17 protein-coding genes are annotated in these 16,448 nt (G+C 61.5%); 7 read left to right on the forward strand and 10 right to left on the reverse strand.

Translation table 11 applies throughout. The features are described 5' to 3' along the window. Positions 1–385: 385 nt before the first annotated feature. Positions 386–964, reverse strand: a complete 579-nt coding sequence (locus NLI89_RS20890; RefSeq protein WP_254688684.1) for a DUF4142 domain-containing protein — start codon at positions 962–964, stop codon at positions 386–388. A gap of 118 nt (positions 965–1,082) precedes the next feature. After that, positions 1,083–2,267, reverse strand: a complete 1,185-nt coding sequence (locus NLI89_RS20895) for a cytochrome P450 (RefSeq protein WP_254688685.1) — start codon at positions 2,265–2,267, stop codon at positions 1,083–1,085. Positions 2,268–2,343: 76 nt separating this feature from the next. Here NLI89_RS20895 and NLI89_RS20900 point away from each other — a divergent pair, with 76 nt between their 5' ends. Beyond that, positions 2,344–2,886 (forward strand): TetR/AcrR family transcriptional regulator, encoded by a 543-nt coding sequence (locus NLI89_RS20900; protein WP_069321308.1) that lies wholly within the window; start codon positions 2,344–2,346, stop codon positions 2,884–2,886. 102 nt (positions 2,887–2,988) lie between these two features. On the opposite strand, the gene NLI89_RS20905 is transcribed toward NLI89_RS20900, so the two are convergent. The 6 genes from NLI89_RS20905 to NLI89_RS20930 form a co-directional block, all read right to left on the reverse strand. Continuing rightward, positions 2,989–3,951 carry an alpha/beta fold hydrolase gene (locus tag NLI89_RS20905; RefSeq protein ID WP_254688686.1) on the reverse strand — a complete coding sequence of 321 codons (963 nt, stop codon included), beginning with the start codon at positions 3,949–3,951 and terminating at the stop codon, positions 2,989–2,991. A 91-nt stretch (positions 3,952–4,042) separates the two neighbouring features. Next, positions 4,043–4,681, reverse strand: a complete 639-nt coding sequence (locus tag NLI89_RS20910) for an RNA polymerase sigma factor (protein ID WP_254688687.1) — start codon at positions 4,679–4,681, stop codon at positions 4,043–4,045. Between the two features lie 136 nt (positions 4,682–4,817). Continuing rightward, entirely contained in the window at positions 4,818–4,988 is a 171-nt protein-coding gene (locus NLI89_RS20915) for a hypothetical protein (RefSeq protein WP_254688688.1), read from the reverse strand. A gap of 108 nt (positions 4,989–5,096) precedes the next feature. After that, positions 5,097–6,050 carry an MlaD family protein gene (locus tag NLI89_RS20920; protein ID WP_254688689.1) on the reverse strand — a complete coding sequence of 318 codons (954 nt, stop codon included), beginning with the start codon at positions 6,048–6,050 and terminating at the stop codon, positions 5,097–5,099. A gap of 98 nt (positions 6,051–6,148) precedes the next feature. After that, complete coding sequence (locus NLI89_RS20925) at positions 6,149–7,762, reverse strand: ABC1 kinase family protein (RefSeq protein WP_254688690.1); 1,614 nt, start codon at positions 7,760–7,762, stop codon at positions 6,149–6,151. Continuing rightward, on the reverse strand, positions 7,755–8,186 hold the full coding sequence (locus tag NLI89_RS20930; RefSeq protein ID WP_254688691.1) for a MarR family winged helix-turn-helix transcriptional regulator: 432 nt from the start codon (positions 8,184–8,186) through the stop codon (positions 7,755–7,757). Before NLI89_RS20930 ends, NLI89_RS20925 begins: the two co-directional genes overlap by 8 nt. Before the next feature lie 200 nt (positions 8,187–8,386). On the opposite strand from NLI89_RS20930, the gene NLI89_RS20935 reads away from it, so the two are divergent. Genes NLI89_RS20935 through NLI89_RS20945 form a run of 3 tightly spaced genes read left to right on the forward strand, consistent with a single transcriptional unit; the run spans position 8,387 to position 12,524 of the window. Further along, positions 8,387–9,526 (forward strand): HlyD family secretion protein, encoded by a 1,140-nt coding sequence (locus NLI89_RS20935; protein WP_254688692.1) that lies wholly within the window; start codon positions 8,387–8,389, stop codon positions 9,524–9,526. Next, entirely contained in the window at positions 9,523–11,040 is a 1,518-nt protein-coding gene (locus tag NLI89_RS20940; RefSeq protein WP_254688693.1) for a DHA2 family efflux MFS transporter permease subunit, read from the forward strand. Before NLI89_RS20935 ends, NLI89_RS20940 begins: the two co-directional genes overlap by 4 nt. Before the next feature lie 5 nt (positions 11,041–11,045). Next, complete coding sequence (locus NLI89_RS20945; protein WP_254688694.1) at positions 11,046–12,524, forward strand: efflux transporter outer membrane subunit; 1,479 nt, start codon at positions 11,046–11,048, stop codon at positions 12,522–12,524. Between the two features lie 171 nt (positions 12,525–12,695). On the opposite strand, the gene NLI89_RS20950 is transcribed toward NLI89_RS20945, so the two are convergent. Then, a complete protein-coding gene (locus NLI89_RS20950) occupies positions 12,696–13,406 on the reverse strand; it encodes an SDR family NAD(P)-dependent oxidoreductase (RefSeq protein WP_254688695.1) in 711 nt (236 codons plus the stop codon). 102 nt (positions 13,407–13,508) lie between these two features. Further along, the gene (locus tag NLI89_RS20955; protein ID WP_254688696.1) at positions 13,509–13,841 is read right to left on the reverse strand and encodes an aldo/keto reductase; all 333 of its coding nucleotides are present in this window, start codon (positions 13,839–13,841) and stop codon (positions 13,509–13,511) included. Between the two features lie 130 nt (positions 13,842–13,971). Between NLI89_RS20955 and NLI89_RS20960 the strand changes: the two genes are divergently transcribed. The 3 genes from NLI89_RS20960 to NLI89_RS20970 form a co-directional block, all read left to right on the forward strand. Beyond that, positions 13,972–14,970: an IS110 family transposase gene (locus tag NLI89_RS20960; protein ID WP_254688697.1), complete on the forward strand. Its 999-nt coding sequence runs from the start codon at positions 13,972–13,974 to the stop codon at positions 14,968–14,970. 514 nt (positions 14,971–15,484) lie between these two features. Continuing rightward, positions 15,485–15,637 carry a hypothetical protein gene (locus NLI89_RS20965; protein ID WP_254688698.1) on the forward strand — a complete coding sequence of 51 codons (153 nt, stop codon included), beginning with the start codon at positions 15,485–15,487 and terminating at the stop codon, positions 15,635–15,637. Between the two features lie 9 nt (positions 15,638–15,646). Continuing rightward, positions 15,647–16,448 (forward strand): transposase (locus NLI89_RS20970; RefSeq protein ID WP_254688699.1); only part of this gene is annotated, 802 nt, incomplete at its 3' end.

Here is a 16,448-nt window from a genome sequence, read left to right on the forward strand (position 1 = left end):
ACCTCGAACACGGGATGGAGCTGCTGACAAAGCCTTTTACGATGCGGGGACTATCGTCCAAGGTCGCAGCGATGATGAGGGGCGTTGGTGGAGCGTAGTGACCGTCGTAATCAGCTCACCTTCCGACCCTTTGTCCCGGGACGGATTTGGGAAGGCTCCATTATTCCCCGGTAGTCGGTCATAATCGCGACGGTCGGGGCGAAGTATGGGAATTTTCACCGTTATTATACCGAAGCTACTCGAAAAATAGTGCCACTTCCACACCTTCAGCGGTAACCGGAACGTGATAACATTCGTCGAGAGAATGGCACTGGAGACAGCGGTTTAAAGATTGCCGCGCCGCGGCTATGATCCAGAGATCAAGCCGCGGCTGGCGTTCCAGTTGTCAGTATACGGGCGATAGCCCAGCCGGCAGCATCTGCTTGGCGTGCTGCAAATGTCGCTCAATAACAGGAACTGCGGTCGAAGCCACCTGCTTCAGGGCAGCATCGGTTCCGTCAGTGGCATAGCCCTTGTGCAGAGCCCAAGCCGCCTGATGCGCCTGTGCCTGCTGCTGCAGATAAAGATCATCAAACGTCGCCTTGGGCGCTTTTTTCAGCAACGCGATTTTGGCAGCGTTGGCCGCGGACAGCTTTGTCGAGGGCCGCGCGATCGTGCGGTCGTCGTTCTTCAGCGCTGCCATCAGTGCCTTCGTCGTGCCGGTGTGATCGGTGATCATCTGCTGGGCAAAAGACTTGATGTCATCGCGCTTGCTTTTCGTCAGAGCCAGACGGCTGGACTGAATTTCGTAATTGTCCGAGTCAGCCGCCAATTTGACATAGTCGGTCGCTGATGTTGCAGAGAGGGGCGACACCCCCACCTCTGTCGGCGTCAGGGATCCGGTAGAAGCCATCATGTCCTGAGCGACGACAGGCGTAGCCATCATGATTGCGGCAGCGCTGGAAAGTATAAGAGCTCGAAGCATCGTTTTCTCCTGTTAATATGTTCTTTTGAACGTCTCGTCATTCTTGCCGGTTCCGTCAGGCAAGAGAGGGGCTACCGAGCCATATGATGGCTGCGGGAAGCAATGCGGCAGCGCCGGGTCAGGTTCCGGCACTCAAGCTGATTGTGGGTGCAATGCGAAGGCGACAATCGCGAAGTTCATACCCTGTGATCAACGCGTTCCAGTTGATCTTCGGCGGTGCTTCCAGCGTTAAGTCCGCAATGCGCAGCAAGCGATCGAGAAAGATTGCGGTTTCGAGAATTGCGATGCTCGCGCCAGGGCATCGATGCGAACCATCACCGAACGCAAGCCCTGCGCTACCGACCCGCGCTGCCAAGGCGCGATCAGGATCGACTGCATGCGGACACGCGCCCACCGCCGCAACATCAGCATTCGCCTGGCGGATATCAATTTTGAAAATCTGGCCGGTATCTGGATTCCGTCGCGAAAGCTCTCCGACGACCGGTTCGAGCCTAAGGATCTCTTCTAAGATGGCGATCCGCCCGGTCTCATCTGTGGCAAGGAAGCGTGTCCGAAGCTCGTCGCGCTCGAGCAAATGCCATCCCGCCATCGTGATGAATTCGCGTGTCGTCACCATGCCGGCGGCAGCGTAGGTCACGCACTCGGTAAGTATCGCGCGGTCCGAATAGCCTTCGGCGATCAAATGCGAGATCACGTCTTCGCGCGGGGCACGGCGACGCGCGAGAACCGCTGGGAACACGTCTCGAACGTAAAAGTTAAGCATGTGGATCTGCGCCCGCGCGAAGCGTGGCAGATCGAGGATCGACTTGCCGAGCGCGACATTGCCAGCTTGAAAAAAACGTTCGAGCCTACGCGACATCCCGGTGCGATTACTATCGGTAACACCGACAACCTCGGCCGCAACGGACACCGCCAGCCGCATGCTCATTTCGTCCAGCTTTGCGTGGCCGCGACGCTGCATGTCGCCGATTAATGCATCGGATTCACGCACGATGATCGCACGGTAGCTGGTGTCGACGGTTTTGGGGGTGAAGAACCGAGCGGTCGCAGCACGCTGACGGCGATGGCGCTCACCGTGCTGGAAAATGATCGGCGCAAAGCGCTCGTCGCTGAACCTTGCCATCAGATCAGCGCGGAAACTGGCCTGATGCAGCTCATCATCCCGGAGCAGCGCGCGTGCTTCCGAAAAAGACTGGACTGGGCAACCGCGACCCATGGGCTGCGATGGAATGCTTTTTCGATCATCACGAAGATCGTCGACCCCGCTGGACGGTTCGCGCGATAGCGTGGAATACGAACTCATCGCTTTGCTCCTTTACTCCAAGGTCCGCTATATATGATCTACTGTGGCTCATAAAAGGGGTAATAGCGAAAAGGGCGTGGACGCACGTGTCACGCGAACCCGTTCGCTGCTGCGCGACGCGATGCTGGCGCTGTTGCAAAACGGCGACGCGCATTCGATCACAGCGCAACGTATCGTCGCTCATGCCGGAGTCGGCTACGCGACCTTCTTTCGCCATTATCCCGGCGTCGACACGCTGTTGCTCGACGTGGCGGATGAGTTGATGGGACGGTTGGTTAAGCAGGTGGCCCCGGCTCTCGTACGTGGAGACGTGGGAAACGCCGTGCGATCGGTCGTAGAGTTCGTCGATCTACACCGGCACGCGTCTGCAGCTCTGCTGGTTGGCGGTGGCGATGCAGTGCGACAGGAAGTGACGGCTCGCGCCATTCGATACGCAGAGGGGCTCGATCTTCCGTTTGATTCATCCGTGCCTCGCGGACTCGCTGTTCGCGTCGTAGTGGGCGGAATAATCACCATTTTAAGCTGGTGGTTGACGGAAGGACTGACCAGTTCAGCCGATGACGTGAGCAGCTTGATCGAACGATTAACGATACGCGCCCTTGTGACGCCGGAGACGTAACACCGGAGTACGGCTCGGTGCTCCCGAGGTTGGTAGAACGCGTGCGAAACGCTACCCTACAACCCTGGCGGACGCAGACGTATTGCCCGGTATCAAACCGGTCTAATTGCGCTCGATGCTCCAACCCGCCAGCAACGCGCGCAAGGTGGCGACGAACGCCAGCGGCTGATCCAGCATCAGATGGTGCCGAGCTTCGGGTACAGCGATGATCGGAATATCGATACCGCCGAGCTCGCGCACGTAATCACTGGAATCATTTGTAAAAAGGAGGCTTTGCTCGCCGTGTACTATCGCCTTGCGGCCTGGCGCCTCGACCAGCGTTCTGCCCATTTCAAGCCATTCGCTCGGCACATTATCCCGCTTGAACACTGATGGCGAAAACTTCCAGGTCCACGCGTCCCCTTCGCGTCGAAGTGAGTGGTAGGCCATGTAATCCATCAGGAACGCCTCACCAACGGGCTGTGGCGGAGATAGAACATATCGCTCGCGGGCACTGGCGTAATCGGGGTAGCGCTTATGCGGGCGATCGGGGTCGCCTGATCCCGGGCCGGTGCGGCCGCCGCCCCAAACGGCGTCAAAGCTGGACGGACGCAGCACCATCAGATCGCAAATCACCGTACCGGCAAAGGCATCCGGCGCCAGCTTGATCGCCTGGAGCGCGACTGCCGCGCCGAAGCTGTGTGCGACGATGATCGGCTTGCGCTGGTGGCCAAAAAGTCCAAGCGCCTCCGCGACCCCGATCATCTCCCGTCCCCGCGCGACCATGTCACAATTCTCGCGAACGTCGCTGTCCCCCATTCCTGAATGGTCGTAGGCGATCACATGGTAATTTTCAGCCAGGTAAGGCGCGACGAACGCCAGGCACCGTGCATGAGAGAGAAAGCCGTGGGTCATCAGTAAAGGAGGCGCGGAACGATCTCCCCAGCGGAAGTAGTGCATTCTCACACCAGAGACCTCGACGAAGCCCTCCTCCCGCGGCACGGATAGCGCGTCGACAAACCAATCGGGCAGGTATGCAGGATCTGGCGCCCAGGTCTGTACGATATCGGACGGGATTTCACGCATGGTGCTCAGTGCCTTTCTTTGACCGAATCAATTATGTGGCCTTGATCCGGCGTGACGCGATTCAAACCGAAGTGTCCAGGCTGCGGCGTATTCATCCGATCGTTCTCGAACCGGATCTTTTCCAGTTTTGGTATATGTTTGCATTGCTTGTTTCTGGAGCTTCGCACGCGGGCGCGGGGAGCGTTGGTAGCTGAACCGGGAGAGGCGGGTCGGTTTCAAAGCCGTCAACGAGCACCCGACGGGCTCGCGATACGCGACTTTTGACGGTGCCAAGCGGTACGCCGAGACGATCCGCGGCTTCCTCGAATGTCAGCCCGTCCCGTGTCACCAGCTCGAAGGCTACGCGTTGTAAATCAGAAAGCGACGACACGGCTTGGTTGAATTCATTGGAAAAAATCCCTTCGTCCTGGGCGGCCGGGGCAATTAAAAGACGTTCTGCGATTGCCGGATCCCACGATACCGAGCGCCGATCCTTTCGCTTCCTGGACAGAAAGCTGTTCCGTGCGATCCGCATAAGCCAAGCCTTGAGGTTCGTGCCGATCTCGAAACGCTCTCGCGCGGCCCAGGCGCGCGCCAATGTATCCTGAACGAGGTCTTCGGTATCTGCCTCGTTACGGGTCAGTCGACGCGCATAAATCCGCAGGTTCGGCATCACCCTGCGCACAGCATGGCTAAAACCGCGCTGGCTTATAAACGGATCAGTCTGCTCAATGGCGGCGGGAAGTGTCATCCGCGTCACCTCTGCAGAATATGCAAATTGGATGAGAAGACGGCTCCAACCACGAAAGCCGACGCGATCCCATTGTTCTGTGTCTTTCTAGAGGAGGTCGGACTGGGCAAACGCATCGACGCGGGATGCCGTCGAGTCAGCCTTTGGTCGATATTCGAGCCACGCCGCCAATCCCACTCAACGCTGTGATCGCAGCGTCGATGTGTATCGCCGGTAGCGTGAATCCGAACGCATCGGCTTCCGCAAGGAGGACGAGCAGCGCGGCGATGAGTGTCGCCGCTTCGTCTTTTGGGTCGGTATTCGGCATCGATCACTCCGATGTTTGCTGCCGTTGTTCGTGAATAGCACCTTCTCGCATCGATCCCGGGGCGAACCACACGCCAGCAAAACCGTGCCGGGGATCGGCACACGCTGTTCATGGCTTCGATCCATTTTTCGCCGCAGGAGTCTCGATCTCGCTTGGTTGACCAGCAGGCGAGGGTTTGAAATCGGGCAATTTGGTCGATCCCAAGCCCCCCTGTTCGATCCTCTTGGCGACATCGCCGGCACGACCGACTGGTCCCCGGAGCGATCGAACGGTTTCCGTGACTTGGCGGGCATCCGCTTCCAATTGCCTCATCCGAGGTCGTGCGCGCGAAACCGACTGCCCAAAAGACACGGCTGATTTGTCAGCCGAATTCAGTGACCTAGAAATACGCTCACGAAATCCTCCACGTGACGCTTCAATGCGCCTGCGAAGTCTCGTTGCACCATCTCCTGTATTGGCGATCTGCTTTGCAAAAGCATCGAGCCTGTCCGTCTGTGGCAACCGTCCCGCCACTTGGCCGACTTTGTCAGTCCAGCTTTGCGAGTTGCGCGCGAGTTCGTCGAGACGCTTTTCTATCGAACGCAAACCAGCGGGATCGAGCTTTTTAGACACGCTTTCAGCGTTCGACGAAACCTTCGCAATGAGGTCTGCTGGGCCACCGCCGCCCAGGAGTCCTCCGCCCTTTGCTGGTATGATCGGGAACGGCTGTCCATCTCGGGCCGCGAGCACAGGGTTGCGATTGTTGTCGCCGCTCAGGCTCAGCTTTGCCGATCCATCAAATAACGATCGTTCGATCGATGCTGTCACACCGCGATGAAGAATCGCGTCACTGGTCAGTACGAACCGCACGGTCACAAAATCTGGATTTTTGGGCTGGACCTCGATCTCAGTTATGCGGCCGATGGGAACACCGAGAAGGTTCACGGCCGACCCCGGTTGCAGGCCATCGACGGATTGTTCAAATCGTATTTCGTACGTCGGCCCCTTGGCATCGCTCGCCTGGAGAAGCCACAAAGCGAATCCGATCGCAGTGATCATGAGCAGGCCCACGATCAGGCTCACCTTCAACCAGTTTGAATGCGTTTCCATCGGGAGCTAGGAATGCCGAGACCCGTCGCGCCAGGCGCGATGCTTCGCGGGCTGCTCTGCGTGCGCCGCGCTCAACGCCGCCTCACACCTTCGAAAACGGCCAGTGCAACAGCGCCGAAAGCCAACAGTCCCGCCAGGAGAGGCTGCGAGGAAAACACTATCGCGGCGCAGATCGCGAGGGAGGCAGGATAGAGCTGCGGAGTACCCCTGCCGGCACGCTCTCTTCCGCGTAAACGCTCAAGGTCCTTGGGCGCGATACTGACGGTGATCGAGCCGGTTCGCGCAACCTTCTCGATCTGTCCGACGAGGTTCGGCGTTGACAGAACCGCTCGTCCGAGCGCCGCGAGCAGCTTGCCTGCCTCGCCGCGCAGCCGGGCAGGGCTCGTCCGCTCCCGCATCATTTCCTTTGCTATCGGAGCAAGCTCGCGAGCGATGTCGAATGCCGGATCGATGCGCCGGACGAACCCCTCGGCGGTCAGCAAGGTCCGGAGCACCAGGGCGAGGTCAGGCGGAAGCGCGAGATGAAAGTCGCGCAGAATCGCGAATACCATCTGAAAAATGTCGGCGAGGTCAATCTGATCGAGCAGAACGTTGCTGAAGCGGTCGATCAGTTCGGCCATTGCCTCTTCGAGCCGGACCCGCTCCACGTCCGGATCACCGGCCCAGAGCATAAGGATATCGACGACACCGCCGGTGTCCTCCGAAGCGATCGCGAGGCCAAGCCGAACGAGTTCCTCCCGGCGCCTAGGCAGGAGGGTGCCCACGGCCCCGAAATCGATCAGGCCAAGCGTCCCGTCTTCAAGGAAGAAGACATTGCCGGGATGCGGATCGGCGTGGAAGTGACCGTTGATGATGATCATGCGCAGGATCGCCTGCGCATAGGTGCTGGCAAGCGTAGCCAGATCCAGATCACTTCGGCGTGCCGCGTTCAGGTCGCTTGCGGGAAATCCGCGGAGCCGCTCCTGGATGTTCACTCGCCTACCCGAAAGCTCCCAATCGAAGCGCGCGGTTCGAACCCCGTAGTTTTTAAGATATTCACCAATCGCGTCGCTGGCGCGCGCTTCTGCGCTGAGGTCCATCTCCCGGGCGAGGCTCTCGGCGAAATGGCGCAGCAGTTCGTCCGGCTTCAGTCTCGCGATCTCGGGGATACGGCGCTCCGCGACCCGGGCCAGTCTTCGCAGGAGCCGAAGATCGGCATCGACGATCCGCTCGATGCCTGGGCGGCGAATCTTGACGATAACGTCCCGCCCGTCGAGCAGCGTCGCCGCATGCGCCTGAGCGATCGAACCCGCCGCAAGCGCTTCGGTGTCGAAGTGACTAAAACTCGTTTCGATTGGCCCGCCGATCGCCTCCTCGATCAGCGGCTGCACGGCCGCGAATGGAAGCGGAGGAACGCGGTCCTGCAGTTTTGAAAGTGCATCGACCCATGCCGGCTCCAGAAGGTCGCCTCGCATCGCGAGGATCTGTCCGAATTTGACCGCCACGGGTCCGATATCCCGCAAAAGCGCGACGATCGCTTCCGGCCGGGTATCTTCCAGCGGCTCGTCACTCCCCATCCCGAGACCCAGTCTAGCGGCCAGTCCCTTGAAACCGTGGCGCCCGAACAGGACGAGAATCTGGGCGAACCGCTCCCTTTCTTTTAAAGCGGTCGCATCGACTTCATCGATAAGAGCCCGATCAACCATGCGCCCGGGCCTTCGCGGCGGGAGCTCGGGTCGCGGTAACGCTGGACTTCGACTCCAGATGGTCGACGAGCCGGTTCAAATGTTTGACCGCTGCGTTGAGGCCCTCAAGTTCATCCGCTGTCAGGCTTCCGAAAGTCTGCCCCACGATGTCGTCGTAGAGCGGCATGGCCAGTCCCAGCGTGACCCGGCCGGCGTCTGTGATCTGCACCAGCTTGGACCGGCGATCGTCCGCAGCAGGCGATCGGGACACGAGACCATTCTGCTCGAGAGCGTCGATCGCCTGGGTGACAGTGCGGGGCGCCTGATCGAAGAAGCTCGCAATGTCGGTCGAGCGGCGCGGTTGCTCGGCGAGCAGAGCGAGCAGCCGCAACTGGGCCATCGATGCACCTTGGCACGCCAGGTGGGAGTCGATCAGCCGCCGCATCCTATACCAGGTCCAACCATAATTCGTGGCAATCCCACGCAGAGCTAATTCGTGAGGTTCCATACTATATGTATTTGCCGTACTGGAGCGGGCATGGCAAGGATGCCCGCAATAATCCCGCAAACGGTGGTTGCCACCGAGTTCGCGCGAGCGTGGCCGGCCGGGCAATTATAACTCCTCACAACCGCCAGGAATGAGAATTGGATAACGGAAAAAGCGGCTTCGGCGACAAGCCTGGGCTAGAAGACGCGGTGCCGGTCACGGAGCCCGCGCCCGTCGTACAGTCAGTCGATTCCACGCCTGGGCGCCGGCAGCGCCTACGCAAGCCGCTGCTGCTCGCAGCGCCAGTGATTGCACTGGTGTTAGGGCTGTTCTTCTATCTGAGCGGCGGACGCTATCAGGACACGGACAACGGCTATCTCCAGTCTGGGTTGGTACCAGTCAGCGCCAGTGTCAGCGGCCCGGTGATCGCAGTGGCGGTGGTCAACAACCAACGGGTAAAGGCGGGCGATGTGCTGTTCCGTATTGATCCGGCGCCGTACCAGGCGGCAGTTGACGAGGCGGAGGCGGAACTTGCCAACGCTAGGACCCAAGTTTCATCGCTACGTGCCAACTATCGCGAAGGTGAAGCCGGGTTGCAGGCGGCACAGGCTCGCCTCGCGTACGCGACCCGCGAGGCGGCACGCCAGAAGTCGCTGCTCGCCGAGGGAATATCCTCCCAGAACCAGTATGATCAGGCTGTGCTCGCGGCGCAGACCGCGCGCCAGCAGATCCAGACCTCCGTTCAGCAGAATGCCGGCGTCGCCGCGACGCTGACGGGTAACGTCAACGCTCCGACCGAGCGCCAGCCCGGTGTCCAGCGCGCCCAGGCGGCGCTTGAGCGTGCGCGCCTTAACCTTGGTTACACGGTGGTGCACGCAGCGCAGGAGGGCATCGTCACCAAGGTGAACCAGCTTCAGGTGGGCAGCTATGTCGCGGCGTCGAAGCCGGTGTTCACCCTCGCCGGCACGAAGCTATGGGTCGAAGGCAATTTCAAGGAGGACCAGTTGGCTCACATGCGGGTCGGCCAGCGTGCGACCTTCCGCGTCGATGCCTTCCCCGACCTCAAGCTCACCGGGCGGCTGGCAAGCTTCAGCCCGGGCACCGGCAACAGCTTCTCGCTGCTCCCGGCAGAGAACGCGACGGGCAACTGGGTGAAAGTCGTCCAGCGCCTGCCCGTCGAATTCAGCATCGACCAGCTGCCCAGGGACGTGCCGTTGCATGCCGGGCTCAGCGTCGAGGTGACGGTCGATACAGGCTACGAACGCCACCTGTTCGGCAGCGCGACCGAGAAACGATGACTGCAATCTATCCCGACCTTGGCGCTCGCCGCTTCATCACCGCGTCGGTGATGGCGGCGACCGTGATGAATTCGCTCGACAGCACTATCGCCAACGTCGCGCTGCCGCACATCCAGGGCAGCGTGTCGGCATCGGGCGAGGAGATTACCTGGGTCCTCACCTCGTACATCGTGGCTGCGGCCATCATGACGCCGCTGACCGGCTGGCTCGCCGGTCGGTTCGGGCGCAAGCGGCTTATGTTGTGGTCGATCGTCGGGTTCACCGTCGTATCCGGGCTGTGCGGCGTCGCCAACAGCCTGGGCGAACTGGTCGGCTTCCGCCTGCTTCAGGGCGTCTTCGGCGCGGCGCTGGTGCCGATGAGCCAGGCCATCCTGCTCGACATCAACCCGCCGGAACGGCACGGCCCCGCCATGGCGGTTTGGGGCATGGGCGCAATCCTAGGCCCGATCATCGGCCCGGCGCTGGGCGGTTGGCTCACGGACAACCTATCATGGCGATGGGTGTTCTACATCAACCTGCCGATCGGGCTGCTCGCTTTCGCCGGCCTTTCGGCGTTCCTGACAGAGACAAAGGATGCAATGCGCCCGCGGCTCGACCTGTTCGGCTTCGCGATGCTCGCACTCGCGCTGGGGTCAATCCAGCTGATGCTGGACCGCGGCCAGACCAAGGACTGGTTCAGCTCTCTCGAGATATGCATCGAAGCAGCGCTGGGCGTCTTCTTCGGCTACTTGTTTGTCGTCCATACGCTAACCGCGAAAAAGCCATTCATTGATATCGGCATGTTCAAGGATCGTAACTTCCTCGCCGGTTCGATCTTCGGCTTCTTTCTTGGTACCGTGCTTTTCGGCGTCCTCGCGCTCCTGCCTACGATGCTGGAGACACTGATGGGATATCCCGTCGTCCTCACCGGCCTTGTTACGGCACCACGCGGGGTGGGCACACTTATGTCGATGATCGTTGTTGGGCGGCTCATCAAAAAAGTCGACGCGCGGCTCCTGATCTTCATCGGCTTCGCGATTGCCGCCTTCTCGCTGCACATGATGTCGGGCTTTTCGCTCGGCATGGACGAGCGCCTGGTTATTCTCTCAGGCTTTATCCAGGGTATCGGGACCGGCCTCGTCTTCGTGCCGCTGACAACGATCGCCTTTGCAACGCTTGACATAAAGTATCGCAATGAGGGGGCGGCGATCTTCACCCTCACGCGCAACATCGGCTCGGCGGTTGGCATATCAGTGTTGCAGGCCCTCACTATTCGCAACAGTGCCACGGTACATTCCCGTCTCGTCGAGGGCATCCGGCCCGATAATCCGGTCATGACGCAAGGCTTTGACTTCGACGTGCCGAGCGCGGTCGCCGCACTGAACGCCCAGATTACACGCCAGGCAGCGATGGTTTCCTATGTCGATGCGTTCTGGCTCCTCTTCCTTCTGACCTTGGCAGTGATCCCGCTGCTGCTGCTGATGCGCGGGCCCCGCGCCGACGCCGGCCAGGGTCCGACGATCCACATGGACTGAATTCGATGCGTATCGCTTCCCTACTCCTCGCCGCCACCCTCGCAGGCTGCACCGTCGGGCCCGACTTCATAAGGCCGCCGGCTCCGACCGCTACAGCCTATCAGCCGGCTGGCGAGGCGGTCTCGTCTCGCGCCGTGCTCGGCACCGGCCCGGAGCAGCGCTGGTGGACCGCGTTCGGCTCGCCACAGCTAAACGCGCTGGTCGATCGCGCTTTGACCAACAACCGCAGCCTAGCCGCGAGCAATGCCACCCTTGCGGCCTCGCTCGACGAGCTGCGAGCGGTCTCGGGCCGCCGGCTGCCCCAGATCGACGTCAATGCGCGGGCCGATCAACAGCAGGTCAACCTCGCGGGGTTCGGCTTCTCCGGGGTCAATCCGCTCGCGCCGGGCGGCAATCCAGAATTTCACCTGTATTCGGTGGGCGGCGGCATCAGCTACGACCTGGATTTGTTCGGTGGGCTTCGTCGTCAGGTCGAGCAGAGTGCCGCCCGGGCGGAGGCGCAGCAACGCCAGACCGAGGCCGCACACCTCACTCTTGCAGGCCAGGTGGTGAATCAGGTGCTGACGATCGCGGCTCTGCGCGCACAGATCGCCACTGCCAACAGACTGCTAGCCGAAGATCAGCGCAACGTGGATCTAACTCAGAAACGCCGGGCCGGGGGCGAAGGTACGCTCGTCGAGGTGCTGAATGCACAGAGCCAATATGCCGCAGACCGCGGCGATCTACCCCAGCTTGACCAGCAACTCGCGGAAGCTCGCCACCTCCTCGCTACGCTGATCGGGATCGCACCAGCCGAGTTGGAACCGAGCGACTTTGATCTCGCGCAATTGGCGCTCCCCCCGTCTGTTCCGGTCGCCCTACCCTCGGAGCTGGTGCATCGGCGTCCCGATATCCTCCAGGCAGAGGCTGAACTGCATGTAGCTGCAGCGGGCGTGGGCGTCGCAACCGCGCGACTTTATCCCGACATCACGCTCGGCGCGACGCTCACGCAAGGAGCACCCGCGGTCGGCGACCTCGTGAAGAACGCCTTTCGGGGCTACGACCTGTTCGCCGGCCTGACTGCGCCTATTTTCCACGGCGGCACCTTGAAGGCCGAGCGAGCGGCGGCGATCAACCGCGCCAAGGCGAGCGAGGCCACCTACCAGCAAACGGTGCTTAACGCCTTTGGCCAAGTCGCCGATCTACTCTCTGCGATCCAGAGCGATGCCCGCTCAGTAGCCAACCAGAGCGAGTCTCTTTCAGTCGCCGAGCGCTCGCGCCACCTGTCGCGTCGCAGCTTCGAAGTGGGCAATTCCGGCATCCTACAGGTGCTCGAGTCCGAGCGCCTTTACCAGCGTGCAAGCAACGGCCTCGTCCTTGCCCGCACCCGACAGTTTCTCAACGTTGCGCGACTGTACGTCGCGACTGCGGGCGGCTGGCGTTCACTATCGCCCGAAAACTCTCTTGCGAAGAGCGCGCAGACGAACCACGCCGCCATACACTGATCTCTCGCGTCGGAAACGGGCGGCCGGCATCATAAAACGTTCGCAACACGCACCGAATTCTCAAAGTTCGAAATGCAGCAGCACAGTCGGCGACCTCGCTCTCGACGATCCCTCGCCGTGATGCCGTCGCTGGCCCTCAAGGTCCCCTGACGTCGCCGATTTCGGCACATGTCAGTTAGCGCACCATCCGGCGTCATCCATTGCGGCGGCTGCGGCATCGGCCTCTGGACCCTCTCTTGTCCAGCGAGAGGCATCTAGCCGCCCTCCCGTCACCCCGGACGAAGCATCGGAGACAAGCCAAAGAAGGGGCGACACGATGATTGTTGGTTCCAGCAGCTTGGCGAGGCCATCCTGAAGGAGCTCGTCTGGGATCATTACCGTCGCGGTAGCACCCCCTGGAAGCAGGGCGTTGACCGTAACCCCTGTACCATCGAGATCCTGCGCCCAAATGACGGTTTCGGACTCCAGTGCGGCCTTGGAGGTGTCGTAGGGTGAGAATCCGCGCCGACGCATCGTGGCATGGTTCATGGTGATATTGACGATTCTCCCGTAACCGGCGGCGATCATCCCGGATACGGCAGCCTGCGCCATCAGGAATGGCCCGTTTACGTTCGTGTCGATCACCATGCGCCAGACGTCCGGGTCGGTTTCCCAGAAACGGGTGGGCTCCGTCAGGAAGCGCTCGCTGACGTACTTCATCCCGCGCCCTGCGTTGTTTATAAGTATGTCGAGCCGACCGAACCGGTCGTGCGCCATTGCGACAACACGAGCGCAATCTTTATCGCGTGCCACATCGGCGATCATCGGGATCACGTTGCCGCGGCCCAAACTCTCAGCCGCGACCGCCTCGACTTTCAGCGGTTTCGCGGGCGGCGGTAGCAATCACGCGCGCGCCAGCTGCCGCGAGGCCCAGCACCATTGCGCGGCCGAGCCCCCGCCCCCCACCTGTGACGATTGCGACGCGGTTATCAAGCCTGCCCGCATTCACCGGTTCAGCGCCTGCATCTGGGGCGCGGCATAACGGGTTCCGGCCGCGGCGCCCCGCGGCAAAATGGCGTCGATCCGCGCGCGGTCCTCGGCTGTGATCCGCACGTCGAGCGCGCCCACATTCTCCTCAAGCCGGGTGCGCTTTTTTGTCCCCGGGATCGGAACGATGCCGTCCCCCTGCGCCAGCAACCAGGCAAGCGCGAGTTGAGCTGGCGCGCAGCCCTTCTCAAGCCATCGTCCCGATCTCCTGCACCAGATCAAGGTTCTTCTGGAAGTTTTCGCCCTGGACGCGCGGCGCATTGCGACGGTAGTCGTCTTCCGCCAGGTCATCGACGTTCCGAAATTTGAAGGATGGGTCGTGAACCACGTGGCGTAATCGGGAGCGGTGCTTCTCGGGGTAGCCCGTCGTCCCCTAGATAGGAGGACGGAAGATGACCTGTTGGTTGAACTGGACGTATCCATGAAGGAGACCGCGATCTGCGTCGTGGACGAGGCGGGCGATCGCATCTGGGACGGTAAGTCGCGAACGGACCCGGACGCTATCGCTGCTGTGCTGGCGCGCAGGGCCGCCGGCGCTGCGAAGATCGGCATTGAGACGGGGCCGATGACGATGTGGCTGTGGCATGCACTGGCCGCGCGGGAGCTGCCGGTCGTGTGCCTTCATGCCAGGCATGCCGCGGCAGGTTTGAAGCTGCAGATGAACAAGACGGACCGCAACGATGCGTTCGGCTTGGCACGGCTGGTCCGCTCGGGTTGGTACCGGCCGGTCGCTGTTCGCTCGATGGAGACGCACAGGTTGCGCGCGCTATTGATCACGCGAGACCAACTGGTCGGCCTGAGCACTGCGCTTATCAACAAGATACGCGGGTTGGCGAAGACCTTCGGCATTCTGATCGGACCTGGCAAGGGTGGCACCTTCAAGCGGCAGGTCCGGGCGACGTTGTCGGACGATCCGGTCGTCGCCGCCCTGTTCGAAAGCCTGCTGGCGATGCTGGCGAGGTTGCGCGAACAACAGCATACCAATGCCAAGCAGCTCGGCCGGGTTGCCCGCCAGAGCGGCGTCTGCCGCTTAATGATGACGGTGCCCGGTGTCGGTCCGCTGAGCGCCGTCAGCTTCATGACCACCATCGAGGATCCTCACCGGTTCCGACGCTCGCAGGATGTCGGCGCTTATCTTGGTCTTACCCCACGTCGCTACCAGTCGGGTGAGGTCGACATCAACGGCCGCATGTCCAAGTGCGGAGATCGCCTCACCCGCAAGCTGCTGTTCGAAGCGGCCAACGTCATGCTGTCGAGGACCTCGCAGGCGTTGGCGCTGAAGGACTGGGCCGCTGCGGTTGGCAGGAGATCGGGCTTCTGGAAAGCTCGCGTTGCGCTGGCCCGGAAGCTGGCGGTGATCCTGCACCGGATGTGGATCGAGGGGCGCGGCTTTGAGCCGAAGGTGACCGCGATGGCCTGATGCCCGAATCCCGAGTTGCCGCACCGCCAGGGTGCGGCCACGGCTATCTCGTGACCCGCTTCGTGACCATCTGGAACACGGGAACCACATCGAGAGGCCGGCGATCTGGCGCCATGCTGAGACTGCACCCTGTGCTGACCTCGAAGACGACAACGATGCGCAAAGCAGATCGACTACGAGCACCCTGGCAACGGCTTGACCGATGGGAAGGTTCAGCGAGACAGCCGGGCAGTTTGGGCCGATCGCCTTCGTCACGGCCGACCGGCTTTCCCGCAACCTGTTCCCGAATGAGTTTTCCCGAAATTGCTCGTTGGACATGGAGAAACGGGACGCTCCGCAAACGAGGGTTCGCGTGACGATAGCTGGTCCTGTTCGATCGTGGGCGATCCATGTCACGCAACCCGTCACTCAATCTATACGCCGCAAAGGCTCGGGCTTAGCAGGCCGTTGACGAAGTCGGGCTGTCTTGATTCAACGTAACCACCGATGGTTCTGGTGGGATGCGACGATGGCGATGAGGCGTGACATTGAGACGCAGCCCGATCTGATCGTATTCTGGGCGGATGTACAGCGTTCCCCAGGTCATGCCTTTTACGACAAGCTGCAGAAGCTGTTGTCCGATGCCGGGTCCGACCGGTTCGTGGAGGATAGCTGCAAGGCGTATTAAGCGCCGCGGATGGGCGCGCCATCGGTGCCACCGGGCCGCTACTTCCGTATGCTACTGATCGGCTATTTTGAGGGCATCTACAGCGAGCGCGGGATTGTGTGGCGCTGCTCGGACTCGCTGTCACTGCGCGAGTTTCTGCGGCTAGCGACCGGGGAGAAGGTGCCCGATCACAGCTGGATGTCCAAGACGCGCAGCCGGTTGCCGCACGCCGTGCACGACAATGTCTTCAACTGGGTTCTTGCGTTGGTCGCGGACCATGACCTGGTGAAGGTCGAGCGGATCGGCGTCGATGGATCGACGATGGATCGACGATGGATCGACGATGGATCGACGATGGAGGCCAACGCGGCACTGCACACGATCGTGCCGCGCGATACCGGCGAAACCTACCGCGAGATGCTGACGCAGATGGCCAGGGAAAGCGGCATCGAGACGCCGAGTGCGGACTGGGAGAGCCCAATCGATCCCGATGCCAAGGTCGCGCGGATGAAGAACGGCGCGACGCGTATGGCCTACAAGCCCGAGCAGGCGGTCGACCTCGACGCAGGCGTTATCGTCGCCGCACCGATCCACCCGGCCGACCGGGGCGATACCAACACGCTCGATCCAACGCTGGAAGTGGCGAAGCAGAACCTGGCCGGCATCGGCCTCGCGCCGACATCGGCGAAGCCCTGCGTCCTGATTGCGGACAAAGGCCATCACTCGCGCGAAAGGCTAAAGCGGCTCGACGGCGATGTGTGGAAGACCCGCATCGCCGGACCCAAGCCAGCCAATGGCATCCTACGCTGGCATGGCGACGTGTCGGCACAAA

Origin of the sequence: Sphingomonas faeni (assembly GCF_024273235.1) — a bacterium.
Lineage (GTDB): Bacteria > Pseudomonadota > Alphaproteobacteria > Sphingomonadales > Sphingomonadaceae > Sphingomonas > Sphingomonas faeni_A.